Source organism: Halovulum dunhuangense (assembly GCF_013093415.1).
Lineage (GTDB): Bacteria > Pseudomonadota > Alphaproteobacteria > Rhodobacterales > Rhodobacteraceae > Halovulum > Halovulum dunhuangense.
On record NZ_JABFBC010000003.1, the window covers coordinates 136808 to 160765 of the forward strand.

Genomic DNA, 23958 nt, shown 5'->3' on the forward strand with positions numbered 1-23958 from the left:
GCGAATGGTCTGGGTCATGGGCGATGCGGTCGGGGCGCGCGGCGGCGGTCTACTGGAAGTCGCCGGCGCCGGCCTGGTAGGATTTGACAAGGTTGCCGAAGCGGGTGAAGCGGCCCTCGAAGGACAGGTCCACGGTGCCGATCGGGCCGTGGCGCTGCTTGCCGATGATGACCTCGGCCTTGCCGTGCAGGCGGCTCATTTCCTCCTGCCATTTCATCATCGCCTCGACGTCGTGCTCGCCGGGCTTCTCGCGTTCCTTGTAGTATTCCTCGCGGAACACGAACATCACCACGTCGGCGTCCTGCTCGATTGAGCCCGACTCGCGCAGGTCCGACAGCTGCGGGCGCTTGTCCTCGCGGTTTTCCACCTGGCGCGAGAGCTGGGAGAGCGCGATCACCGGGATGTTCAGCTCTTTCGCGATGGCCTTCAGGCCCTGGGTGATCTCGGACACCTCGTTCACGCGGCTGTCCTTGGCGGATGCGGGGCGCACCAGCTGGAGATAGTCGACGATCAGCACGTCCAGCCCGTGCTGGCGTTTCAGCCTGCGGGCGCGGGCGGCAAGCTGGCTGATCGGCAGGGCGGGGGTGTCGTCGATGAAGAGCGGGCAGGATTCGAGGGATTTGGCGGCCTCGACGAAGCGGCGGAACTCGTCCTCGGTCATGTCGCCGCGGCGGATCTGTTCGGAGGGGACTTCCGCGGCCTCGGACAGGATGCGCGCGGCCAGCTGTTCGGCCGACATCTCGAGGCTGTAGAAGCCCACGACGCCGCCCTGCACGGCACCGTCCGACCCGTCGGGCTTGCGGCCCTTCTTGAAGGCCTTGGCGATGTTGAAGGCGATGTTGGTCGCAAGCGACGTCTTGCCCATCGAGGGGCGCCCGGCAAGGATCAGCAGGTCCGAGGGGTGCAGGCCGCCCAGCTTCTTGTCCAGGTCGATCAGCCCGGTGGAGACGCCGGCCAGCCCGCCATCGCGCTGATAGGCGGCGTTGGCCACGTTGACGGCGTCCGTTACCGCCTTGAGAAAGCTCTGGAATCCGCTGTCCGCATGGCCCTGTTCGCCCAGCTTGTAAAGCCGCTGCTCGGCCTCGACGATCTGTTCGCGGGGTTCGCTGTCTGGCGTGACGGTTGCGGCCTTGAGGGAGATTTCCTCGCCGATTTCCATGAGTGCGCGGCGCACGGCCAGGTCATAGACCATCTGCGCGTAGTCGCGCGCGGCAAAGATCGAGATGGCGGCGCCCGCCAGACGGGCCAGATAGGCCGGGCCGCCCAGCGCCTTCAGCCCCTCGTCATCCTCCATGAAGGCCTTGAGCGTGACGGGGGAGGCGAGCGCGTTCTTCTGGATGCGGGCGGCCGCGATCTGGAAGATGCGGGCGTGGACGGGATCGTAGAAATGCGAATCGTTCACGATCCCGGCGATCCGGTCATAGACCTCGTTGTTGACCAGAAGCGCGCCCAGAAGCGCCTGTTCCGCCTCGATATTGTGGGGATGGGTGCGGACCTCTGGGTCCATCCCCGATACGCCGTCTGCCATGCTGCCCTCTGTTCTGCTCTCTCTTGCGGAGGCCTCTGTTAACATGATGCCATGTTATCCACGGCATGTGAAACATGGGGAAAACCGAGCCCTTGGGGGCGGCGGAGACGAAAACGGCCCGCGCGGCGCTGCCGGCGGGCCGTTCCGATGTTCCTGGCGCGCGATCAGTAACGATCGTCGTCGTCGCCCTCGTCGCGGACGTCGCGGTCGGGGGTGATGACACCCTCGTCCTGCGCCGCGGCACCCACCTCGTCGAACAGCTCGGCGATGTCGAACTCGGCTTCGGCATCCGCCTCGGCGCGCAGGTCCTGGATCGTCTTGCCGGTGGCCTGAAGCTCTGCCTCGTCCTGCGAGCGGGCGACGTTCACCACGATGGTGACGTCCACTTCCGGGTGCAGCATGACGATGATCTCGTGCAGGCCCAGTTCCTTGATCGGGCGGTCCATGCGGACCTGGCCCTTGTCGACCGAGAAGCCGGCGGCGGTGGCGGCATCGGCCACGTCGCGCGGGGTCACCGAGCCATAGAGCGCGCCGGCATCCGAGGCGGAGCGAATCACGATGAAACGCTGGCCGTCCAGCTTGGTGGCGAGCGCCTCGGCTTCCTTGCGGGTCTCGAGGTTGCGGGCCTCGAGCTGGGCGCGCTCGGCCTCGAACCGGGCGAGGTTCGCCTTGGTCGCGCGAAGCGCCTTGCCCTGCGGCAGCAGGAAGTTGCGCGCGTAGCCCTGCTTGACGGAGACGACATCCCCCATCTGGCCGAGCTTGGCGACGCGTTCGAGAAGTACGACTTCCATTGTCCCTCTCCCTTACTTCACGGCGTAGGGCAGCAGGGCGAGGAAGCGGGCGCGCTTGATGGCGCGGGCCAGCTCACGCTGCTTCTTCGCCGAGACGGCGGTGATGCGCGAGGGCACGATCTTGCCCCGCTCGGAGATGTAACGCTGAAGCAGCTTCACATCCTTGTAGTCGATGGCCGGTGCGTTCTCGCCCGAGAAGGGGCAGGACTTGCGGCGGCGGAAAAACGGTTTGTTTGCCATTGCTTGTCGCTCCCTTATCAATCGCGCCGCGGACGGTCGCCACGGTCGCCACGGTCGCCACGATCCCCGCGGTCGCCGCGATCACCACGATCCCCGCGGTCGCCACGATCCCGGCCGCGGCCGCGCTCGTCCTTGGCGGCCTTCGCCTGGAGAACCACGGAGGGGCCTTCCTCGTGCGCCTCGACCTTGATGGTCATGACGCGCATCACGTCGTCATGGAGGCGCATCAGGCGCTCCATCTCCTGCACGGCGGCCGAGGGCGCGTCCGAGCGCAGGAAGGCGTAATGCCCCTTGCGGTTCTTGTTGATCTTGTAGGCCATCGTCTTGAGGCCCCAGTATTCGGTATCCTTGACCGTGCCGCCGTTGTCGGACAGCACCTGGCCGAAATGCTCGATCAGCCCTTCGGCCTGCGCGTTGGAAAGATCCTGACGCGCAATGAAGACGTGCTCGTATAGAGCCATGCGTATCACCATTGCTTGCCGCTTCACCACATGGCCGAATGCTCCCCGGGCCATGTCCGATTGGCGGCGCGTTCGTCCGTTTCGGGGAGACGGGGCCTTATACAAGAGCCCGGCGCGATTGCAAGCGCGCGCGGCACGGGTCTGGACGGGGAAGGCAGGCGCGGGCTAGAGGGGGCGCGGACCTGATGAAAGCGGGAGGGGGCATGGCCCGAGCATTTCTATTCCCCGGCCAGGGGGCGCAGACCATCGGCATGGGGCGCGACCTGGCCGAGGCCTATCCGGCGGCGCGCGCCGTGTTCGACGAGGTGGATGCGGCGCTGGGCGAAAGCCTGTCGGCGCTGATCTGGGAGGGCGACATCGAGACGCTGACCCTGACCGAGAACGCCCAGCCCGCGCTGATGGCCACATCCATGGCCGCGATCCGCGCGCTGGAGGCCGAGGGCGTGCCGGTGACTTCGGCGGCCTTCGTCGCGGGGCATTCGCTGGGCGAGTATTCGGCGCTGTGCGCGGCGGGCGCGCTGAGCCTGTCGGACACCGCGCGGCTTCTGCGGATCCGCGGGCGCGCGATGCAGCAGGCGACGCCGGTGGGCACCGGGGCGATGGCGGCGATCCTGGGGCTGGACCTGGCGGCGGTGCGCGCGCTGGCCGAGGAGGCCGCGGAGGGCGAGGTGCTGAACGCCGCCAACGACAACGATCCCGCGCAGGTGGTGATTTCCGGCACGAAGGCGGCGGTGGAACGCGCGGTGGCGCTGGCCCCCTCGAAGGGGGCGAAGCGCGCGCTGCTGCTGCCGGTCAGCGCGCCTTTCCATTGCGCGCTGATGGCGCCGGCGGCCGAGGTGATGGCCGGGGCGCTGGCCGATGTCGAGATCCGCGACCCTGCGGTGCCGGTGGTGCAGAATGTCTGCGCCGAGGCGGTGGGCGATGCGGCCACGATCCGCGCCAACCTGATCGCGCAGGTCACGGGTTCCGTGCGCTGGCGCGAGAGCGTGGCCTGGATGGCGGCGCAGGGCGTGGACGAATTCGTTGAAGTGGGCGCCGGCAAGGCGCTGAGCGGCATGGTGCGGCGGATCGCGAAGGAGGCGGCCACGAAGGCCGTCAACACGGCGGCCGACGCGAAGGCATTCACCGGAGGGGCATGATGTTTCGACTTGACGGAAAGACGGCGCTGGTGACCGGCGCCTCGGGCGGGATCGGGGGCGCGATCGCGCGGGCGCTGCATGCGCAGGGCGCGACGGTCGCCCTGTCGGGCACGCGCACGGCGCCGCTGGAGGAGCTGGCGGCCGAGCTGGGCGAGCGGGCGCATGTGCTGCCCTGCAACCTGGGCGACGCCGAGGCGGTCGAGGCGCTGCCGAAGCAGGCGGTGGCCGCGATGGGCGGGCTGGATATCCTGGTGAACAATGCGGGCGTGACCCGCGACAACCTGTTCATGCGCATGTCCGACGAGGAATGGGACGCGGTGATCGCGGTCAACCTGACCTCGACCTTCCGGCTGTGCCGGGGCGTGCTGCGCGGCATGATGAAGGCGCGCTGGGGCCGGATCGTGAACATCTCGTCGATCGTGGGCACCACGGGCAATCCGGGGCAGGGCAACTATGCCGCGTCGAAGGCGGGGATGGTCGGCATGTCGAAATCGCTGGCCGCCGAAGTCGCGAGCCGGGGGATCACGGTGAACTGCATCGCGCCGGGTTTCATCACCACGGCGATGACGGACGCGCTGAACGACGCGCAGAAGGAAAAGCTTCTGGGCGGCATCCCGGCGGGGCGGATGGGCCATTCCGAAGAGATCGCGGCGGCGGCAGTGTATCTGGCCTCGGAGGAGGCGGCCTACGTCACCGGGCAGACGCTGCACGTCAATGGCGGCATGGCGATGATCTGAGGCCCCGCGGGATGGCGGGCGCGCAACGGCCCGCCGGGCCCGTCGCGCGGCGGATGCATTAGCGTTTGCCATCCCACGGGAGTGTGATATAGCGCCCCCGTGTTGCCGGGGGGGCTGTCTCGCGGCACTGTCTGCGTTGGGCAGGACCACGAACCACGCGGCAACAGCGCCGCATCTGGGACCGAACAAGAAGGCACGCGAAGTCGGGCCAACATATGAGGACTTAATCATGAGCGACGTCGCAGAACGCGTGAAGAAAATTGTCGTCGAGCACCTGAGCGTCGATGCGGAAAAGGTGACCGAATCCGCTTCGTTCATCGACGATCTGGGCGCGGACAGCCTCGACACCGTCGAACTGGTCATGGCGTTCGAAGAGGAATTCGGCATCGAGATCCCCGATGACGCTGCCGAGACGATCCAGACCTTCGGCGATGCCGTGAAATTCATCGAAGGCGCCTCCTGAGCGACGCGCGATGACCGGCAAGATCAAGGCGCCCTCGTGGCGCCTTTTTCGTATCTGAAAGGGTGGCGGGCGGTTTCCGCCGCAAACGCGGCCGCAGGGCGGATGTCTTGCCCGGGTGGCGGCGGCGCGTTAATCATGCGCGCGTGACTGGTGTGGGAAAGGAATGCGGATGCGTCGTGTCGTCGTGACGGGCCTGGGCATGGTGTCGCCCCTGGCGTGCGGGGTCGAGGAAAGCTGGAAGCGCCTGCTGGAAGGGCGATCCGCGGCCGGGACGATCACCCATTTCGACGCGAGCCACCTGCCGACCAACTATGCCTGCCAGGTACCCTATGGCGACGGGTCGGACGGCACCTTCAATCCCGAGGACTGGGTGTCCGCGAAGGATGCCAAGAAGATCGACAATTTCATCCTGTTCGGCATGGCCGCCGCCGACATGGCGGTGCGCGACGCGGGCTGGGCGCCTTCGGACGAGGAGGAGTTGCTGCGCACCGGGGTCATCATCGGTTCGGGCATCGGGGGGTTGCAGACGATCTATGACGCCTCGATCACGCTGAAGGAGCGTGGGCCGCGGCGGATCTCTCCGTTCTTCATTCCCTCGGCGCTGATCAACCTGGCCTCGGGGCAGGTGTCGATCCGCTACGGGTTCAAGGGGCCGAACCATTCGGTGGTGACGGCCTGCGCGACCGGCGCCCATGCCATCGGCGACGCGGCGCGGCTGATCGCGCTGGACGATGCGGACGTGATGGTGGCGGGCGGGGCCGAAGCCTCGATCTGCGAGCTGGGCATCGCCGGTTTCAACGCCTGCAAGGCGCTTTCGACCCAGCGGCGGGACGATCCGCAGCACGCCTCGCGCCCCTGGGACAAGGACCGTGACGGCTTTGTCATGGGCGAGGGCGCGGGCGTGGTGGTGCTGGAGGAATACGAGCACGCGAAGAAGCGCGGCGCGAAGATCTATGCCGAGGTGACGGGTTACGGCCTGTCTGGCGACGCCTATCACATCACGGCGCCGTCGGAGGATGGCGATGGCGGGATGCGCGCGATGCGGGCGGCGCTGAAGCGCGCGGGGCTGGCGCCGGATGCGGTGGACTATGTCAACGCGCATGGCACGTCCACGATGGCGGACACGATCGAGCTGGGCGCGGTCGAGCGGCTTCTGGGCAATGCGGCGGCCAAGGTGACGATGTCCTCGACCAAATCCTCGATCGGGCATCTGCTGGGGGCCGCGGGCGCGGTCGAGGCGATCTTCTGCGTGCTGGCGCTGCGCGACCAGGTCGCGCCGCCGACGATCAACCTGGACAACCCGGCGGTGGAGACGCCGATCGATCTGGCGCCCAACGCGGCGCGGGAGCGGCGGATCGACGTGGCGATGTCGAACTCCTTCGGGTTCGGCGGGACCAACGCGGCGCTGGTCCTGACGCGGGTCTGAGACGGTGGCGAAGAAAGGCGGCATGGCACGGCATATCGCGGCGAATGCGCTGACATTCCTGATCCTGGGTCTGGTGGTCGTGCTTGGCCTGCTGAAATGGGGCAACGACACCTTCAACGGGCCCGGCCCGCTGGCCGAGGCGGCGGTGGTCGAGGTGCCGCGGGGGGCGAACCTTGCGCGCGTCACGCAGGCGCTGACCGAGGCGGGCGCCATCCGCAACGAGACCGTGTTCCGCATCGGCGCGCGCTACACCGGCCAGGACGACGAGCTGAAATTCGGGCTTTACCGGATCCCGGCCGGGGCCTCGATGGTGGAGATCCTGGACCAGCTGACCAGCGGCACGGCGGCGGCGGCGCGGTTCGAGGCGACGTTCACGATCAACAATGGCGGGGTGGGGCTGCGGCTGCGCGACCTGCTGGCCGAGGCGCCGCAGGAGCAGCCGGAGACGCTGGAGGACGCGCTCGAGCGGGTCACGGCGCTGGAGGAGGACGGCCAGTCGGTCGCTTTCCGGGTGAGCGTGTCCGAGGGGCTGACGGTGTTCCAGGTGATCGAGGGCCTGCGCGCGATCCCGGTCATGGAGGGCGAGATCACGGAGGTACCCTCCGAGGGGATGCTGGCGCCCGATACCTATGCGTTCAACGAAGGGGCGGACCGGGCGGCGCTGGTCGCGCAGATGCGCGCGGCGCAGGAGGCACGGATCGCGGCGGCCTGGGAGGGGCGCGACGCCGGCCTGCCGATCGACACGCCCGAGGAATTGCTGGTGCTGGCATCCATCATCGAGAAGGAGACGGGGGTGCCGCAGGAGCGGGGCACGGTGGCGGCGGTGTTCGTGAACCGGCTGAACCGCGGCATGCGGCTTCAGACGGATCCGACGATCATCTACGGCATCACCCGCGGGCAGTCGGTGTTCGACCGGCCGATCCGGCGCAGCGACATCGACGGCGTGACGGAGAGCCGCGAGCATGGGGCGGTGGAGTACAACACCTACCAGGTGGACGGCCTGCCGCCGGGGCCGATCGCCAATCCGGGCCGCGCCTCGCTTGAGGCGGCGGCAAGCCCGGAGGCGTCGAACTTCATCTATTTCGTGGCGGACGGGACCGGCGGGCATGCCTTTGCCGAGACGCTGGAGGAGCACAACCGCAACGTCGCGAATTACCGGCGGTTGCAGAACGGGCAGTGAGCAGCGCGCGCTGCCTGTGCAGCTCAGGGTATAGTGCTTGACTCAGCGCGCGCCCTGAGGTATAGCTAAGCGCATACTGGGACACATCCGAGGGCGGGCCGCGAAAGCGGCGCCGCCCTTTTTCATGCCGTGCCGTCCGTGACGGGCCGGCCGGCCGATCCCCACCGATAACGAGCAGGCATCCCCATGACAGTGCGTCCGCCCGACGGCGACGCGGCGACGGCGCTGCGCCTGGAACAGGCGCGCGAGGTCTACGCATCCCTTTTCAAGGCGTTACAGGCGTCGGTCCGGAAGCTGGAGACCGACGAGGAAAACGGCAGTGACGCGCGGCACCGGCAGGAGCTGTACCGCGCGCATATCAAGCAGCTTCAGACGGTATTCGAACTTGAGGGTTCCCTTGGCACATATGGCACAAACGCGGCGTCCCGCCGGCTCGACCTCGATGCGGCGCGCGCCGAGATCCGTCAAAGACTTGCTTGGATCGGCGAGCGCGGAGGAGATCGAGAGCTTCCTTGAGGGGCTGAGCGAGAACGCCCTGCTGGCGTTGCCGTTCCTGTTCGAGCACTGGGCCCATGCCGATCACCAGCTGCCGCCCGAGGGCGACTGGACGACCTGGGTCGTGCTGGGCGGGCGCGGCGCGGGCAAGACGCGCACCGGGGCGGAATGGGTCCGGGCGCAGGTGGAGGGGGCCACGCCGGAGGCGCCGGGCCGGGCGCGGCGGGTGGCGCTGGTGGGCGAAACCTATGACCAGGCGCGGGACGTGATGGTGATGGGCGACAGCGGGATCCTGGCCTGTTCGCCGCCCGACCGGCGGCCCGAGTGGCAGGCGACGCGGCGGCGGCTGGTCTGGGCCAACGGGGCGGAGGCGAAGTGCTATTCGGCCTCGGACCCGGAGGCGCTGCGGGGGCCGCAATTCGATGCGGCCTGGTGCGACGAGCTGGCCAAGTGGAAGCGTGCCGAGGAGACCTGGGACATGCTTCAGTTCTGCCTGCGGCTGGGCGACGATCCGCGGCAGGTGGTGACGACGACGCCGCGGGCGACGCCGCTGCTGCGCCGGCTGCTGGACGATGCCGACACGGTGCGGACCGCGGCCCCCACCGAGGCCAACCGGCTGTACCTGGCGGAGACGTTCCTGGAAAAGATCACCGCGCGCTATCGCGGCACGCGGCTGGGCCGGCAGGAGCTGGACGGCGAGATGCTGACCGACACCGAGGGTGCGTTCTGGTCGCTGGATGGGCTGGACGCGGCGCGGGTGGCCGAGGCGCCGGCGCTGGACCGGATCGTGGTGGCGGTGGACCCCTCCGTGGGGGACCGGGCGGGGGGTGACGAATGCGGCATCGTGGTCGCGGGCGTCGTCTGCAAGGGCAAGCCGCAGGACTGGACGGCCTATGTGCTGGAGGATGCGAGCCTGGGCGGGGTGGGGCCGACGGAATGGGCGGGCCGCGCGCTGCGCAAGCTGGGCGAGCACGGGGCCGATGCGCTGGTGGCCGAGGTCAACCAGGGCGGCAAGCTGGTCGGCGCGGTGATCCGGGGGATCGATCCCTTCGTGCGGATCGTCGAGGTGAACGCGAGCCAGTCCAAGGGCGCGCGGGCCGAGCCGGTGGCGGCGCTGTATGAGCAGGGGCGGGTGCGCCATGTCGGCGCGTTCCCGAAGCTTGAGGATCAGATGAGCCAGATGACGCGGGCGGGCTATGCGGGCCGCGGCAGCCCGGACCGGCTGGATGCGCTGGTCTGGGCGCTGCACGAGCTGATGATCCGCCCCGCCAGCGACTACGTCGCGCCGCGGGTGCGCCCGCTCTGAGCGCGGGCGGCCGGGCTTTTCACCACAGATCAGGAGCGGGAGCGCATGGGTTTCAAGCTGTTTCGGGCGGCGTCTGCGGACGTGGCCGAGAAGAAGGCGTCGGCGGCGGCCACGGTGGTGGCGATGCATGCGGGCGGGCGCGCGGCCTGGAGCCCGCGCGACGCCGCGTCGCTGACGCGGACGGGTTTCGTGCAGAACCCGGTGGGGTTCCGCTGCGTGAAGATGATCGCCGAGGCCGCCGCCGCGGTGCCGGTGCTGCTGCAGGATGCCGACCGGCGCTACGAGGCGCACCCCTTGTTGGGCCTGCTGGAGCGGCCCAACCCGGCGCAGGGGCGGGCGGCGCTGTTCGAGGCGCTGTTCGGCCAGCTGCTGCTGACCGGGGACGGCTACCTGGAGGCGGCGGGCGAGACGCTGGCGGGGGGGCCTGCCGAGCTGCATGTGCTGCGATCCGACCGCATGCGGGTGGTGCCGGGGGCGGATGGCTGGCCGGTGGCCTATGAATACGCGGTGGGCGGGCGCAAGCAGGTGTTTGCCATGCGCGAGGGGGTGCCGCCCATCCTGCATGTGCGGGCGTTCCATCCGCAGGACGACCATTACGGGCTGAGCCCGATGCAGGCGGCGGCCGTGGCGGTGGATGTGCACAACGCGGCCGCGCGCTGGTCCAAGGCGCTGCTGGACAACGCGGCGCGGCCCTCGGGCGCGATCGTCTACAAGGGGGCGGACGGGCTGGGGCAGCTGGGCGCGGACCAGTACGCGCGGCTGCGCGACGAGCTTGAGACGCACCACCAGGGCGCGCGCAATGCGGGTCGGCCGATGCTGCTGGAGGGCGGGCTCGACTGGAAGCCGATGGGCTTCTCGCCCTCGGACATGGAATTTCACAAGACCAAGGACGCGGCGGCGCGGGAGATCGCACTCGCCTTCGGGGTGCCGCCGATGCTGCTGGGCTTTCCGGGCGACAACACCTACGCGAACTACCAGGAGGCGAACCGCGCCTTCTACCGGCTGACCGTGCTGCCCCTGATCGGCAAGACGCTGGCGGCGCTGAACGGCTGGCTGCCGGAGCGTTACGGCGCGGGGCTGTGCCTGCGGGCGGACCTGGACGGCATCCCGGCGCTGGCCGCCGAGCGCGAGGCGCAGTGGCGGCGGGTGAGCGAGGCGGGGTTCCTGACGGACGCCGAGAAGCGCGCCCTGCTGGGGCTGCCGCGGCTGGCGGACCCGGCATGAGCGGGCGCGCGGGACGGGTCGGCGGCTCGCGGTTCCTGTACGAGCCGTTCGACGTGAACGCGGCGCGGATCGAGACCCATGAGCGGGTCACGGAGGAGCGCTGGATCAACCTGGAGCGGCGGCTGCATCACATCGAGATCGCGCTGGACCGGGTGGAGCGGCGGATGTGGCTGGCGGCCACGGGGCTGGCCGGGTTCCTGGCCGCCGAGGTGGCGCTGCGCTTTCTGACCATGACACAATGAGGGAGCCCGTGATGAGCGGATACATGCAGGCCCCGCCGCTGGAGACCAAGTTCAGCGGCGGGGAGGGGCTGGCGCTGCGCGACTGCGCCATCGAGGGCTATGCCAGCCTGTTCGGGGTGCCCGACCAGGGCGGCGACACGGTGCGGCCCGGCGCCTATGCCGGCAGCCTGCGGGCGCTGGCGCGCGACGGGCGGCGGGTGAAGATGCTCTGGCAGCACGATCCCGCGCGGCCCATCGGCGTCTGGGAGGAAATCCGCGAGGATGCGCGCGGCCTGTTCGTGCGGGGCCGCATCCTGTCGGAGGTGCAGGCGGGCCGCGAGGCGCTGGCGCTGATCGAGGCGGGCGCCATCGACGGGCTGTCGATCGGCTACCGGACCCTGCGCGCCGCCCGCGACGAGGCGGGGGGGCGCGCGCTTCTGGAAATCGAGTTGTGGGAAGTGTCGGTGGTGACCTTTCCGATGCTGCCGCAGGCGCGGGTCAGCACCGCCGACGCCTCGGACGAGGCGCTGGCGCGCGAGCTGGCCGACAGCTTTGCGCAGGCGCGGGCGCTGATGGGCTGAGGCCCGCATTGCCAGACGATCAACCCTTCATCGAGGATCTTTCCCATGCACCACAAGGATACGGCGCCCTGGGCCGCTGCCGCGGCTGGCGAGGCGCTGGACGTGAAGTCGGCCGTTTCCGGCTTTCTGAGCGATTTCAAGGCATTTCGCGACGACATCAAGATGCAACTCAAGGAACAGGATCAGCGTTTGACCATGCTCGACCGTAAGACCCATGCCGCCAAGCGGCCGCCGCTGTCCGCCCAGGCGGAAATCGAAGTGCCCCACAAGAAGGCCTTTGCCGCCTATCTGCGATCGGGCGATGATGACGGGCTGCGCCACCTGGAGATCGAGGGCAAGGCGATGAACACCTCGGTTTCCGCGGAAGGCGGATACCTGGTCGATCCGCAGACCGCGCTGGGCATCGCCGGCGTGCTGCGCGACGCGGGTTCGCTGCGGGCGGTGGCCAATGTGGTGCAGGTCGAGGCCTCGGCCTATGACGTGCTGGTGGACCATACCGATATCGGCTCTGGCTGGGCCAGCGAGACCGGGGCCACCGGCGAGACCGCGACGCCGCAGATCGAGCGCATCTCGATCCCGCTGCACGAGCTGTCGGCGCTGCCCAAGGCAAGCCAGCGGCTGCTGGACGACAGCGCCTTCGACGTGGAGGGCTGGCTGGCCGAGCGTATCGGCGACAAGTTCGCCCGTGCCGAAGGCGGCGCCTTTGTCAACGGCGACGGGGTGGACAAGCCCACGGGCTTCCTGAGCTACACGGCGGTGGACAACGGCTCGTGGACCTGGGGGGCGCTGGGCTATGTGGCGACCGGGGCCGCGGGCGACTTCTCGGCCACGGAGCCCGCGGATGCGATCGTGGACCTGGTCTACAGCCTGGGCGCGCGCTACCGGGCGCGGGCGAATTTCGTGATGAACTCGAAGACCGCGGGCGCCGTGCGCAAGATGAAGGACGCGGATGGCCGCTTCCTGTGGTCGGACGGGCTGGCCGCGGGCGAGCCTGCGCGGCTGATGGGCTATCCGGTGCTGATCGTCGAGGACATGCCCGATATCGCGGCGGGTGCGACCGCCATCGCCTTCGGCGATTTCGGCGCGGGCTACACCATCGCCGAGCGGCCGGACCTGCGCATCCTGCGCGATCCCTTCAGCGCCAAGCCCCATGTGCTGTTCTACGCGACCAAGCGCATCGGCGGCGATGTCAGCGATTTCGCGGCGATCAAGCTGCTGAAATTCGCCACCGCCTGACGGGCCTGAGCCAGGCAGTGATCCGGGGCGTCCCTGTGGGGGCGCCCTTTTCCTTTCCAGAGCGGGAGACGCGCATGAGTGGCTATCTGATGAAGGCGGCCGGGGCCGAGGCCGAGGCCTGCATCGACTGGCGCCAGGGCTACCTGGAGCCGGGCGAGTATGTGGATGCCGACCTGGGCTGGTCGATCATGCCCGCAGGCGACCTGGGCGACCCGGTGATCGCGTGCCAGAGCTTCGACGACCGCGCCTCGCATGCGCGGGTGCGGTCGGGCGTGCCGGGGCGTTTCTACATGCTGTGCGCGCGGGCGGCGACCAACACGGGCCGGATGCTGGAGCGGGCCATCGTGCTGCGCATCGCGGCCTGAGGGGGGACGCGCGATGAACCTGCGGGAACTGAGTGCGCCGGAGACGGCGGCGCTGCCGGTGGCCGATCTGGCGGCGCATCTGCGGCTGGGATCGGGCTTTGCCGATGACGGGGCGGAGGATGCGGCGCTGGCCTTCTGCCTGCGCGCGGCGATGGCCGCGATCGAGGGGCGCATCGGCAAGGCGCTGCTGGAGCGGGACTGCGAATGGGAGGTGGCGCACTGGTTCTCGGAGGAGCGGCAGGGCCTGCCGGTGGGACCCGTGAGCGCGGTAAGCGAGCTGGCGCTGGTCGACCGTGCGGGCGGCGTCGAGGTGGTGGAGCCGGGGCGCTATCGGCTGCACCGGGATATCTACCGGCCGGAGCTGCGTGGCGATCCGTTGCCGCGCATCCCCCTGGGCGGGCGGGCGCGACTGCGGTTCCTGGCCGGGTTCGGACCGCACTGGTCGGACCTGCCGGCGGACTTGGCGCAGGCGGTGATGCTGCTGGCGGCCGAGAATCACGAGGCGCGCGCGGCTGGTTACGGGGCTCCGGCGACCATGTCCTTCGGGGTGCTGGCGCTGATCGAGCGCTACCGCACCGTGCGCCTGCTGGGAGACCTGCTGTGAGCGCCGCGCGGATGTGGCGCCGGCTGGTGCTGGAAGCGCCCGAGCGTATCCCCGACGGGATGGGCGGCTGGGACGTGAGTTGGGCGATGCGTGGCACGCTCTGGGCCGAGATGGCGCCGAGGGGCGGCGCGCGGATTGCTGAGGGCGGCCAGGTGCTGGGCGTGCAGGGCTGGCGCATCACGCTGCGCGGCGTGCCGGTGGCATCGCCCCGTCGGCCGAGGCCGGGCGACCGGCTACGCGAGGGGCTGCGGGTCTATGTGCTGCAATCGGTGGCCGAGACCGGGCCGCGCGGGCGCTACCTGACCTGCCTGGCGGAAGAAGGGAGACCGGCATGAGCTACGCCCTGTCGGAAGCCTTGCAGGCGGCGGTCTATGCCCGGCTGACGGGGGATGCCGCGTTGCAGGAACTGGTGGGCGGCGCGATCCACGACGCGCCGCCCCCGCTGGAGCCGGGATCCGAGCCGCCCCTGCTGGTCACGCTGGGCGAGGAGCGGGTGCGCGACGCGTCCACCAAGACGAGCGTGGGGGCGGTGCATGACTTCGCGGTGACGGTGCATGCGCGGACCGAAGGCTTCTCGCGGCCGAAGGCGGCGGCGGCGGCGGTGTGCGACGCGCTTCTGAGCGTGCCGCTGGTGTTGTCGCAGGGGCACCTGGTCGATCTGCGGATGCTTCATATCCGCGCCGAGCGGGGCCGGGGCACTGGCCCGCGCCGGGTGGAGCTGCGCTTTCGCGCGGTTCTGGAACAGGACTTTTGAGCGGTTCTCCGAACAGGACATCTGAAACGAAAGGGGCGGGGCCATGGTGGCGCAAAAGGGCAGGGATCTGCTTATCAAGATCGACATGAACGGATCGGGCAGTTTCGAGACGGTGGCGGGGCTGCGCGCCTCGCGCATCGCCTTCAACGCCGAGACGGTGGACGTGACCAACCTGCAAAGCGCGGGCGGCTGGCGCGAGCTTCTGGGCGGGACCGGGGTGCGGTCCGCCGCGATCAGCGGGTCGGGCGTGTTCCGCGACCAGGACACCGACGAGCGGGCGCGGCAGATCTTTTTCGACGGGATCATCCCGCAGTTCCAGGTGATCATCCCCGATTTCGGCATCGTGGAGGGGCCGTTCCAGATCACCTCGATCGAGTATTCGGGCAACCACGACGGCGAGGCGGTCTACGAGATGGCCATGGCGTCCGCGGGGGCGCTGAGTTTCGCGGCGCTGTGATGGTCAATCCCTATCGCGGCGAGGTGGCGCTGGAGGTCGATGGCGAGGCGCGCGTCATGCGGCTGAGCCTGGGCGCGCTGGCGGCGCTGGAGGCGGAACTGGGCGAGGGATCGCTGGTCGCGCTGGCCGAGCGGTTCGAGGCGGGGCGGTTTTCCGCCTCGGATCTGCTGGCGCTATTGGCGGCGGGGCTGGGCATGGAGCGCGCGGCGCTGGCCGAGGCGCGGATCGGCGGCGGCCCGATGGCGGCGGCGCGGGCGGGGGCGCGGCTTCTGGCCGTGACCTTTGCCGTGCCGGGCAGCCCATGAGCGGCGTGGACTGGCCGCGGCTGATGCGGCTGGGGCTGGTCGAGCTGGGGCTGGCGCCGGACGCGTTCTGGGCGCTGACGCCGGCGGAGCTGATGCTGATGGCGGGCGGTGGCGCTGGGGGCGCGGGCGCGATGACGCGCGCGGGGCTCGATGCGCTTGCGCGGATCTATCCCGACGGATCGAGAGGAGAACGGCATGACGGAGGCTGAGCAGGCGGTGGCGCGGCTGGAGGAAACGCTGATGGCGCTGGAAGGCACCATCGGCGGGACCGAAGCGGTGACGGCGGCGTTCCGCGCCGAAATGGAGGAGGCGGCCGGGTCGATGCGCGGCGCGGGCGCCGAGGCGGGGAGCCTGGCGCGCACCTTCGGCAGCAGTCTGAAGGGGGCGGTCAACGACCTGATCTTCGACGGGGCGCGGCTGTCTGAGGTGCTGACGGGCGTCGGGCGCGGGCTGACCAACGGCGTGCTGACGGCCGCCATGCGCCCGGTGCAGGACGCGCTGGGGGGCGCGCTGGGCGGGCTGTTCGGTGGCGCCTTTGCGAAGGGGGCCGCGTTCTCGTCCGGGCAGGTGCGGGCCTTTGCCTCGGGCGGGGTGATCGACGGGCCGACGCGGTTTCCCATGCGCGGCGGGCGCGTGGGCCTGATGGGCGAGGCGGGGCCGGAGGCGATCATGCCGCTGGCGCGCGGGCCTGACGGGCGGCTGGGCGTGCGCGCGGGCGGCGGTGGGCGGCCGGTGCAGGTGGTGGTCAACATCTCCACCCCCGATGTCGAGGGGTTCCGCCGCTCGCGGAGCCAGATCGCGGCAGAGCTTGGCCGGGCGCTGGGCCAGGGCCGCCGCAACCAGTGAGGGACAAGATGGGTTTTCACGACGTGAGGTTTCCGGCGTCACTGTCCTTCGGCTCTGTCGGCGGGCCTGAGCGGCGCACGGAAATCGTGACGCTGTCGAACGGGGCGGAGGAACGCTCTACCCCCTGGGCGCATTCGCGCAGGCGCTTCGATGCGGGGATGGGGATGCGCTCGCTCGACGATCTGGCGGCGCTGATCGGCTTCTTCGAGGCCCGCGCAGGCCAGTTGCACGGGTTCCGCTGGAAGGACTGGAGCGACTGGAAGTCCTGCCTGCCGTCGGACCGGGTGGGGCCGCCCGACCAGCCCCTGGGCGCGGGCGACGGGGCGCGGACGGATTTCCAGCTGCTCAAGACCTATCGCTCGGGCGGGGAAAGCTATGCGCGGCCCATCACCAAGCCGGTGGCGGGCACGGTGCGGGTCGCGGTGGGCGGCGACGAGCGGGCGGAGGGCGTGCATTTCACCGTCGATGCGCTGACCGGCGTGGTCAGCTTCGCGGTGGCGCCAGGGCTGGGGGCGCCGGTCACGGCGGGCTACGAGTTCGACGTGCCGGTACGCTTCGACACCGACCGGATCGAGGCGAGCGTGGCCAGTTTCTCGGCCGGCGAAATCCCTTCGGTGCCGGTGATCGAGGTGCGCGAATGAGCGGGGATGCGGGCCTGTTCCGCGCCCGTCAGCGCGCGGGGCTTGCGACGCTTGCCCGCTGCTGGGAGATCGCGCGGCGCGACGGGCTGCGGCTGGGCTTCACCGATCACGACCGCGACCTGGCGTTCGGCGGTCTGGTGTTCGAGGCGGGGGCCGGGCTGGATGCGGGCGCGCTGGAGCGGTCGGCGGGGCTGAGCGTGGACAATGCGCAGGCGGTGGGCGCGCTGCGTTCGGACCGGGTGTCCGAGGCGGATGTCCTGGCGGGGCGGTTCGACGGCGCCGAGGTGCGGCTGTGGCTGGTGGACTGGAGCGATCCCCGGGCGCGGGTCGAGCAGTTCCGCGGCGGTCTGGGCGAGATCCGGGTCGTGGGCGGGGCTTTCGAGGCGGAGTTGCGGGGGCTGGCGGAGCGGCTGAACCAGCCGCTGGGCCGTGCCTATCTGCGCGGTTGCGACCGGGTGCTGGGCGACGCGCGCTGCGGGGTGGATGTGGGCCTGCCTGCGCTGATGCGCGAGGCGGAGGTGGTGCAGGCAATCACGCGGGGCGCGGTGCTGATCGCCGAGGATGCCGCCCATGCGCCGGGCTGGTTCCGGGGCGGGGCGCTGGAATGGCTGAGCGGGGCCAATGCCGGGCTTGCGGCGGTCGTGCGCGAGGATCGGGGCGAGGGGGTGCTGCGCCGGCTGGTGCTGTGGTCCGAGGCCAAGGCCGAGGTTGCGCCGGGGGACCGGCTGCGGGTGGTCGCGGGGTGCGACAAGCGCTTCGAGACCTGTCGCGACCGGTTTGCAAACGCGCTGAATTTCAGGGGCTTTCCGCACATGCCGGGCGAGGACTGGGTGATGGCCTATCCGCGCGCCGGGGACGTGCATGACGGCGGGCCGACCCATTGGCAGGAGGACGGCCATGCAGGATGACATCGTGGACATCGCGCGCGGCTGGCTGGGCACGCCCTATCGCCACCAGGCGAGCCTGCGCGGGGCGGGCTGCGATTGCCTGGGGCTGCTGCGCGGCGTCTGGCGCGCGCGCTATGGCGCGGAGCCGGAGCCGGTGCCGGCCTATACGCCGGACTGGTCGGAGCCCGAGGGCGCGGAGCGGCTGCTCGTTGCGGCGGCGCGGCATCTGCGCCCGGTGCGGCTGGCCGAGGCGGTGCCGGGCGACGTGCTGCTGTTCCGGATGCGGCGGGGTGCCGTGGCCAAGCATCTGGGGATCCTTGCCTCGACCGCGGCGGGCGAGGCGTCCTTTATCCATGCCTATAGCGGGCGGGGCGTGGTCGAGTCCCCGCTGGGTGCCGCCTGGGCCGCGAAGATCGCCGCGACCTTTCGATTTCCCTGACCGATTTCCTGACAGGAGGCGCCGATGGCGACTGTGATACTGGCTGCCGCGGGCGGTGCGTTTGGCGCGTCCCTGGGGGGCGGCGTGCTGGGCCTGTCCTCGGCCGTGATCGGCAAGGCGGCCGGCGCGATGCTGGGGGCCGTCATCGACGGGCAGGTGTTCGGGGTGGGCGCGCGCACGATGGAGGTCGGGCGCCGCGACCGGCTGCGGGTGATGGGGGCCCGCGAAGGCGCCCCGGTGCCGCGGCTTCTGGGGCAGATGCGGCTTTCCGGGCAGGTGATCTGGTCGAGCCGCTTCGTCGAGCATGTGGCCACGAGCGGGGGCGGCAAGGGCGCCTCGGCCCCCGAGCGGCGCGACTACAGCTACAGCGTGAGCCTGGCGATCGCGCTTTGCGAGGGAGAGGTCGCGCGGATCGGGCGGATCTGGGCCGACGGGCAGGTGATCGATGGATCATTGCTCGATCTGCGGCTTTACCCGGGGAGCGAGACGCAGCTGCCCGATCCGCTGATCGCGGCGGCTTTCGCGGACGGGCAGGCGCCGGCCTATCGCGGCACGGCCTATGTGGTGATCGAGAACCTCGGGCTTGGGCCCTTCGGCAACCGCATCCCGCAGTTCGGCTTCGAGGTGATGCGCGCGGCCGGCGATGCGCCGCAGGAGCCGGTGCGCAACGTCTCGGCCGTGGCGCTGGTGCCGGGGACGGGGGAGTACGCGCTGGCGACCGAGCCGGTGTCGTTCGCGCTGGGCAAGGGCGAGAGCCGGGTGCTGAACGTGAACAACGACCAGGGCCGGGCCGATGCGGACCTGGCGATCGACAACCTGGTGGCGGAACTGCCCGCCTGCCGCGCGGTGTCGCTGGTGGTGAGCTGGTTCGGCTCGGACCTGCGTTGCGGGTCGTGCCGGATCGAGCCCAAGGTCGAGCAGTCGGCCCATGACGGGGTGGAGATGCCCTGGCGGGTGGCGGGGCTGGGCCGTGCCGAGGCCGCCGTGGTGGGGCAGGTCGAGGGGCGGCCGGGCTTTGGCGGGACGCCGGCGGATGCGTCGGTCGTGCAGGCCATCGCGCGGCTGAAGGAGGCCGGGCAGGCAGTGATGTTCTATCCCTTCCTGCTGATGGACATTCGCGCCGGCAACGGCCTGCCCGATCCCTGGAGCGATGCGGCCGAGCAGCCTGCGGTTCCGTGGCGCGGGCGGATCACGGGGTCTGTCGCGCCGGGGCGGGCGGGCAGCCCCGACCGGACGGCGCAGGCGGGGGCGGAGGTTGCGGCCTTTCTGGGGCAGGCGGTTCCCGCGGATTTCGCGGTGATCGACGGCGAGGTGGTCTATGACGGGCCCGCGGAATGGTCCTGGCGGCGTTTCATCCTGCATTACGCGCATCTTTGTGCGGCCGCGGGCGGGGTGGATGCGTTCTGCATCGGGTCCGAGCTGCGGGGGCTGACGCAGCTGCGCGACGGGCCAACCAGCTTTCCGATGGTCGCGGGACTGCGGGCGCTTGCGGCGGATGTGCGCGCCGTGCTGGGGGCGGGGACGAAGATCTCCTATGCTGCCGATTGGTCGGAGTATTTCGGCTATCATCCGGCGGACGGCTCGGGCGACGTGTATCACCACCTGGACCCGCTCTGGGCGGATCCGGCGGTCGATTTCGTGGGCATCGACAATTACATGCCGCTGTCGGACTGGCGCGAGGGCGAGGATCACGCGGATGCCGCTTATGGCGCGATCCATGATCCGGGGTATCTGCGCGCAAACATCGAGGGCGGCGAGGGCTATGACTGGTATTACGCCAGCGCGGCCGAGCGCGACGCGCAGCTTCGCCGCCCGATCGAGGATGGCGCCCATGGCGAGCCCTGGGTGTTCCGCCCGAAGGATCTGCGCAACTGGTGGGGGCGGCGGCATTTCGACCGGCCCGGCGGCGCGCGGCAGGCGGTGCCGACCGACTGGCAGCCCGAGATGAAGCCGATCTGGTTCACCGAGTATGGCTGCCCGGCGGTGGACAAGGGGACGAACCAGCCGAACGTGTTCTTCGATCCCGGCTCGTCCGAAAGCGCGCTGCCGCATTACAGCACCGGGGGGCAGGATCGCTATATCCAGCGCTGCTATCTGAAGGCGGTGCAGGATCACTGGGGAGATCCCGCGCACAACCCGTCGAGCCGGGCCTATGAGGGGCGGATGATCGACATGGGCCGTGCCTTTGCCTGGGCGTGGGACGCGCGGCCCTGGCCGGATTTCCCGCGCCGCGGCGATGTCTGGTCGGACGGGCCCAATCATGCGCTGGGCCACTGGCTGTCGGGGCGCACGCATATGGTGGCGCTGTCGGACGCGGTGCGGGAGATCTGCGCGCGGGCCGGGCTGGCGGATGTGGATGTCGCGGGGCTGCACGGGCTGTTGCAGGGCTATTCCGTCGAGGCGGTGGAGAGCGCGCGCGACAGCCTGGAGCCGCTGATGCTGGCGCATGGCTTCGAGGCCCATGAGCGGGACGGGCGGCTGGTGTTCCGCAACCGGGGCGCGGGCGTGGTGCGGACGCTCGATCCCGCGCGGCTGGCGGTCGGCGGCGATGCGCCGCGTCTTGCCCTGAGCCGGGTGCCCGAGGCCGAGGTGCCGCGCCGGGTCCGGGTGGGCTTTGTCCATGCCGGGCAGGATTACCAGCCGGTCGGGACGGAGGCGCAGGCGGCAGGTGCGGCGGCGTTGCCGGTAGCGGGTGCGGATCTGCCGGTGGTGTTGGACCAGGCCGAGGCGCGGGTGGTGGCCGAGCGCTGGCTGGCCGAGACGGAGGTGGCGCGCGACCGGATCAGCCTGTCGCTGCCGCCTTCGGACGGGGATCTGGGGCCGGGGGACGTGATCGCCCTGCCGCTGGAGGCGGGGATCGCGCGGTTCCGCATCGACCGGGTGGAGGACACGCTGGCGCGCCGGATCGAGGCGGTGCGGGTGGAGGCCGATCTCCACCGCCCGGTGCCGCTGGTGCCGGAGCTGGTGCGCCAGGGCGGCGTCAATACCGAGGGCCCGCCGCTGGTCGAGCTGTTGGACCTGCCGCTGGTGGGGCCGCGCGCAGAGGCGCATGCGCCGCTGATCGCCGCGCTGAAGGTGCCGTGGTCGGGGCCGCTGGTGGTTCATGCGGCGGCGCAGGACCACGATCATGCGCCGGTCGCGGAGATCCGGGCGCCGAGCGTGATGGGCACGACGCTGGAGCCCCTTGCCGCCGCCCTGCCGGGGCGCTGGGCGGAGCAGGGGGTCGAGCTGGCGGTCGCGGGGGGCGCATTGCAGAGCCGGTTGGCCTCGGAGGTGTTGAACGGTGCGAACCTTGCGGCGCTGCGGCATGGGGGCCTGGGCGACTGGGAGGTGATCCAGTTCCGCGACGCGGTGCTGGTGGGGCCGGGGCGCTACCGGCTGGCGGGGCTGTTGCGGGGGCAGGCCGGGACCGAGCCGGTGATGCCCCCGGTCTGGCCCGCGGGCACGGATTTCGTGCTGCTTTCGGGGGCCGCGGTGGAGGTGCCGCTGGCGCTGGAGCGGCTGGGGCAGGCACGGCACTACCGGGTCGGCCCCGCGGGGCGGCCGCTGGGGGACCGGCGCGTGGCGCATCTGGTGGCCACATGCGAGGGCGTGGGGCTGAGGCCCTGGGCGCCGGTGCATCTGCGGGCGGGGCGCGCGGCGGATGGTGCGATCGCGCTGGGCTGGATCCGGCGCACGCGGCTGGCGGGCGATGCCTGGGAGCGGGCGGAGGTGCCGCTGGCCGAGCAGGCGGAGCGGTATGCGCTGCGGGTGCTGACGGGCGGCGCGGTGGTGCGCGAGGCGGAGGTCGGGGCGCCCGCGTTCCGGTATTCCGCGGCGATGCAGGCGGTTGACGGGATCATGGGCGCGGTGGCGTTCGAGGTGGCGCAGATCTCGGACCTGTACGGGCCGGGTCTTTGGGCAAGGATGGAATTCGATGGTTGAGACCTATCAGCACGGCCTGCCGCTTCTGGCGGCGGGGCAGGCGCAGAAGCATGTGACCGTGAACGAGGCGCTGGCGCGGATCGATGCGGTGGCGCAGTTGCGGGTGGTGAGCGACGCGCAGGCGGTGCCGCCGGCGGGCGCGCTGGACGGGCAGGCCTATGTCGTGCCCGAGGGTGCAAGCGGCGCCTGGGCCGGAAAGGCGGGGCTGGTCGCACTGTTCGCCAATGGCGGCTGGGTGTTTCTCGGCCCGCGCGCAGGGTGGCGGGCGTGGAACGAGGCGGCGGGGGCGGCGATGGTCCATGACGGCGCGGGCTGGATCGAGGGCGCGCTCGATGCCGGTGCGGGCGGGGCCGCAACGCTGCACCGGGTGCTGGAGGTGGATCACGCGCTGGGGCAGGGGACAAGCGTCAGCGTGCCGGGGGCGATCCCGTCGGGGGCGCTGGTGATCGGGGTCACGGGGCGCGTGCTTGCCGCGCTTGGCGGGGCTGCCACGTCGTGGCGGCTGGGCGTTCCGGGGTCCGACGACCGCTATGGCAGCGGTCTGGGCAAGGGCGCGGGGTCGCATGCGTCGGGGCTGACGGGGGCGCCGGTGGCCTATTACGGCGATACCGACCTGGTGCTGAGCGGCGAGGGCGGCGGGCTGGATGGCGGGGTCGTGCGGCTGGCGGTGCATCTGCTGGCCCTGCGCCCGCCGCGCGCCGGATGATCCGGGCGCGGATTGTTGAAGGGCCGGGGCCGGGGCGTTTTCGGGAAATCGCTTGATTTCCCGCCCCGAAGCGCCGATCTGTCGCGAGAGGGCATGATGCCCGCAGGCGACAGGGAGAGGTCCGCGATGTCGAAAAGCGCCGTGCGGCTGGCCGAGGTGGACCCGATCTGGTCCAGGATCCGCCTCGAGGCCGAGGAGATCACCCGCAACGAGCCGCTGATGGCGTCGCTCGTGCATTCGGGGATCCTGTATCACAAGACGCTCGATGCCGTGCACAGCTTCCGCCTGGCGCAGAAGCTGAGTTCCAACGAGATGCCGGAACTGATCCTGCGGGAGATATTCGACGCGGCCTATGCCGACGATCCCAAGCTGATCGAGGCGGCGCGGGCGGATCTGATGGCGGTCTACGAGCGCGATCCGGCCTGCCACCGTTTCATCCAGCCGCTGCTGTTCTTCAAGGGCTACCAGGCGCTGCAATCCTACCGGCTGGCGCATTACCTGTGGACGCGCGAGCGGCGCGACCTGGCCTATTTCATCCAGATGCGCACTTCGGAGATCTTCGGTGTGGACATCCATCCGGCGGCGCGGATCGGCAAGGGCGTGATGATGGATCATGCCCATTCCATCGTGATCGGAGAGACGGCGGTGGTGGGCAACAACGTCTCGATGCTGCATTCGGTGACGCTGGGCGGCACCGGCAAGGAGGATGACGAGCGGCACCCGAAGATCGGGGACGGGGTGCTGATCGGCGCGGGTGCCGCGGTGCTGGGCAATATCCGCGTGGGCAACTGCTCGCGCATCGCGGCAGGTTCGGTGGTGCTGGCGGAGGTGCCGCCCTGCAAGACGGTGGCGGGCGTGCCGGCGCGGATCGTGGGCGAGGCCGGGTGTTCCGAGCCGTCGCAGATGATGGACCACCTGCTGAAGGGCGAGGCGATCGACTGCTGACCGTCGCCCGGTCGGGAGCACGAAAAAGGCCGGGCGATGTGCCCGGCCTTTCGCTTT

Annotated in this window: 29 protein-coding genes; 25 read left to right on the plus strand and 4 right to left on the minus strand. The window is 70.6% G+C overall.

The genetic code is table 11. The features are described 5' to 3' along the window. Positions 1 to 49 precede the first annotated feature (49 nt). The 4 genes from HMH01_RS15750 to rpsF form a co-directional block, all read right to left on the minus strand. On the minus strand, positions 50 to 1528 hold the full coding sequence (locus HMH01_RS15750) for a replicative DNA helicase (RefSeq protein ID WP_171326747.1): 1479 nt from the start codon (positions 1526 to 1528) through the stop codon (positions 50 to 52). Between the two features lie 164 nt (positions 1529 to 1692). Beyond that, entirely contained in the window at positions 1693 to 2319 is a 627-nt protein-coding gene (gene rplI / locus HMH01_RS15755) for a 50S ribosomal protein L9 (protein ID WP_171326748.1), read from the minus strand. A 12-nt stretch (positions 2320 to 2331) separates the two neighbouring features. Further along, on the minus strand, positions 2332 to 2559 hold the full coding sequence (gene rpsR / locus HMH01_RS15760; RefSeq protein ID WP_171326749.1) for a 30S ribosomal protein S18: 228 nt from the start codon (positions 2557 to 2559) through the stop codon (positions 2332 to 2334). 17 nt (positions 2560 to 2576) lie between these two features. Then, positions 2577 to 3020 (minus strand): 30S ribosomal protein S6, encoded by a 444-nt coding sequence (gene rpsF, locus HMH01_RS15765; protein ID WP_171326821.1) that lies wholly within the window; start codon positions 3018 to 3020, stop codon positions 2577 to 2579. Positions 3021 to 3223: 203 nt separating this feature from the next. On the opposite strand from rpsF, the gene fabD reads away from it, so the two are divergent. The 25 genes from fabD to cysE all read left to right on the plus strand — a co-directional run bounded on the left by fabD (position 3224) and on the right by cysE (position 23901). Then, the gene (gene fabD / locus HMH01_RS15770) at positions 3224 to 4159 is read left to right on the plus strand and encodes an ACP S-malonyltransferase (RefSeq protein ID WP_171326750.1); all 936 of its coding nucleotides are present in this window, start codon (positions 3224 to 3226) and stop codon (positions 4157 to 4159) included. Beyond that, on the plus strand, positions 4159 to 4896 hold the full coding sequence (gene fabG / locus HMH01_RS15775; RefSeq protein ID WP_171326751.1) for a 3-oxoacyl-ACP reductase FabG: 738 nt from the start codon (positions 4159 to 4161) through the stop codon (positions 4894 to 4896). The genes fabD and fabG overlap by 1 nt, the downstream gene beginning before the upstream one ends. A gap of 229 nt (positions 4897 to 5125) precedes the next feature. Further along, positions 5126 to 5359, plus strand: coding sequence for an acyl carrier protein (locus HMH01_RS15780; RefSeq protein ID WP_171326752.1), 234 nt, complete (start codon positions 5126 to 5128; stop codon positions 5357 to 5359). A 169-nt stretch (positions 5360 to 5528) separates the two neighbouring features. After that, positions 5529 to 6785 carry a beta-ketoacyl-ACP synthase II gene (gene fabF / locus HMH01_RS15785; protein WP_171326753.1) on the plus strand — a complete coding sequence of 419 codons (1257 nt, stop codon included), beginning with the start codon at positions 5529 to 5531 and terminating at the stop codon, positions 6783 to 6785. Between the two features lie 22 nt (positions 6786 to 6807). After that, entirely contained in the window at positions 6808 to 7965 is a 1158-nt protein-coding gene (gene mltG, locus HMH01_RS15790) for an endolytic transglycosylase MltG (protein WP_171326754.1), read from the plus strand. A gap of 186 nt (positions 7966 to 8151) precedes the next feature. Beyond that, positions 8152 to 8481 (plus strand): hypothetical protein, encoded by a 330-nt coding sequence (locus tag HMH01_RS15795; RefSeq protein WP_171326755.1) that lies wholly within the window; start codon positions 8152 to 8154, stop codon positions 8479 to 8481. Next, on the plus strand, positions 8408 to 9766 hold the full coding sequence (locus tag HMH01_RS15800; protein WP_171326756.1) for a DNA-packaging protein: 1359 nt from the start codon (positions 8408 to 8410) through the stop codon (positions 9764 to 9766). Before HMH01_RS15795 ends, HMH01_RS15800 begins: the two co-directional genes overlap by 74 nt. 45 nt (positions 9767 to 9811) lie before the next feature. Next, the gene (locus HMH01_RS15805; protein WP_171326757.1) at positions 9812 to 10990 is read left to right on the plus strand and encodes a phage portal protein; all 1179 of its coding nucleotides are present in this window, start codon (positions 9812 to 9814) and stop codon (positions 10988 to 10990) included. Further along, the gene (locus HMH01_RS15810; RefSeq protein WP_171326758.1) at positions 10987 to 11232 is read left to right on the plus strand and encodes a GTA head formation protein, RCAP_rcc01685 family; all 246 of its coding nucleotides are present in this window, start codon (positions 10987 to 10989) and stop codon (positions 11230 to 11232) included. Before HMH01_RS15805 ends, HMH01_RS15810 begins: the two co-directional genes overlap by 4 nt. Before the next feature lie 11 nt (positions 11233 to 11243). Then, on the plus strand, positions 11244 to 11792 hold the full coding sequence (locus HMH01_RS15815; protein WP_246237450.1) for an HK97 family phage prohead protease: 549 nt from the start codon (positions 11244 to 11246) through the stop codon (positions 11790 to 11792). A 45-nt stretch (positions 11793 to 11837) separates the two neighbouring features. Further along, positions 11838 to 13028 (plus strand): phage major capsid protein, encoded by a 1191-nt coding sequence (locus HMH01_RS15820; protein WP_171326759.1) that lies wholly within the window; start codon positions 11838 to 11840, stop codon positions 13026 to 13028. A gap of 74 nt (positions 13029 to 13102) precedes the next feature. Then, positions 13103 to 13393 (plus strand): phage fiber-tail adaptor protein, encoded by a 291-nt coding sequence (locus tag HMH01_RS15825; RefSeq protein WP_171326760.1) that lies wholly within the window; start codon positions 13103 to 13105, stop codon positions 13391 to 13393. A gap of 13 nt (positions 13394 to 13406) precedes the next feature. Then, a complete protein-coding gene (locus HMH01_RS15830) occupies positions 13407 to 13997 on the plus strand; it encodes a head-tail connector protein (RefSeq protein WP_171326761.1) in 591 nt (196 codons plus the stop codon). Next, positions 13994 to 14332 (plus strand): head-tail adaptor protein, encoded by a 339-nt coding sequence (locus HMH01_RS15835; protein ID WP_171326762.1) that lies wholly within the window; start codon positions 13994 to 13996, stop codon positions 14330 to 14332. The genes HMH01_RS15830 and HMH01_RS15835 overlap by 4 nt, the downstream gene beginning before the upstream one ends. Then, positions 14329 to 14751 (plus strand): DUF3168 domain-containing protein, encoded by a 423-nt coding sequence (locus HMH01_RS15840; protein WP_171326763.1) that lies wholly within the window; start codon positions 14329 to 14331, stop codon positions 14749 to 14751. The genes HMH01_RS15835 and HMH01_RS15840 overlap by 4 nt, the downstream gene beginning before the upstream one ends. A 43-nt stretch (positions 14752 to 14794) precedes the next feature. Then, the gene (locus HMH01_RS15845) at positions 14795 to 15208 is read left to right on the plus strand and encodes a phage major tail protein, TP901-1 family (RefSeq protein WP_171326764.1); all 414 of its coding nucleotides are present in this window, start codon (positions 14795 to 14797) and stop codon (positions 15206 to 15208) included. Continuing rightward, entirely contained in the window at positions 15208 to 15513 is a 306-nt protein-coding gene (locus tag HMH01_RS15850; protein WP_171326765.1) for a GTA-gp10 family protein, read from the plus strand. The genes HMH01_RS15845 and HMH01_RS15850 overlap by 1 nt, the downstream gene beginning before the upstream one ends. Beyond that, a complete protein-coding gene (locus HMH01_RS15855; RefSeq protein ID WP_171326766.1) occupies positions 15510 to 15722 on the plus strand; it encodes a rcc01693 family protein in 213 nt (70 codons plus the stop codon). The genes HMH01_RS15850 and HMH01_RS15855 overlap by 4 nt, the downstream gene beginning before the upstream one ends. Beyond that, the gene (locus HMH01_RS15860) at positions 15709 to 16359 is read left to right on the plus strand and encodes a phage tail tape measure protein (protein ID WP_171326767.1); all 651 of its coding nucleotides are present in this window, start codon (positions 15709 to 15711) and stop codon (positions 16357 to 16359) included. Before HMH01_RS15855 ends, HMH01_RS15860 begins: the two co-directional genes overlap by 14 nt. 8 nt (positions 16360 to 16367) lie before the next feature. Beyond that, entirely contained in the window at positions 16368 to 17000 is a 633-nt protein-coding gene (locus HMH01_RS15865; protein WP_171326768.1) for a DUF2460 domain-containing protein, read from the plus strand. After that, positions 16997 to 17908, plus strand: a complete 912-nt coding sequence (locus HMH01_RS15870) for a DUF2163 domain-containing protein (protein ID WP_171326769.1) — start codon at positions 16997 to 16999, stop codon at positions 17906 to 17908. The genes HMH01_RS15865 and HMH01_RS15870 overlap by 4 nt, the downstream gene beginning before the upstream one ends. Continuing rightward, entirely contained in the window at positions 17898 to 18326 is a 429-nt protein-coding gene (locus tag HMH01_RS15875) for an NlpC/P60 family protein (RefSeq protein ID WP_171326770.1), read from the plus strand. Before HMH01_RS15870 ends, HMH01_RS15875 begins: the two co-directional genes overlap by 11 nt. 24 nt (positions 18327 to 18350) lie before the next feature. Next, a complete protein-coding gene (locus tag HMH01_RS15880; protein ID WP_171326771.1) occupies positions 18351 to 22250 on the plus strand; it encodes a baseplate multidomain protein megatron in 3900 nt (1299 codons plus the stop codon). Beyond that, positions 22243 to 22956 (plus strand): DUF2793 domain-containing protein, encoded by a 714-nt coding sequence (locus HMH01_RS15885; RefSeq protein ID WP_171326772.1) that lies wholly within the window; start codon positions 22243 to 22245, stop codon positions 22954 to 22956. The genes HMH01_RS15880 and HMH01_RS15885 overlap by 8 nt, the downstream gene beginning before the upstream one ends. 126 nt (positions 22957 to 23082) lie before the next feature. Next, entirely contained in the window at positions 23083 to 23901 is an 819-nt protein-coding gene (gene cysE / locus HMH01_RS15890; RefSeq protein ID WP_171326773.1) for a serine O-acetyltransferase, read from the plus strand. Positions 23902 to 23958: the final 57 nt, after the last annotated feature.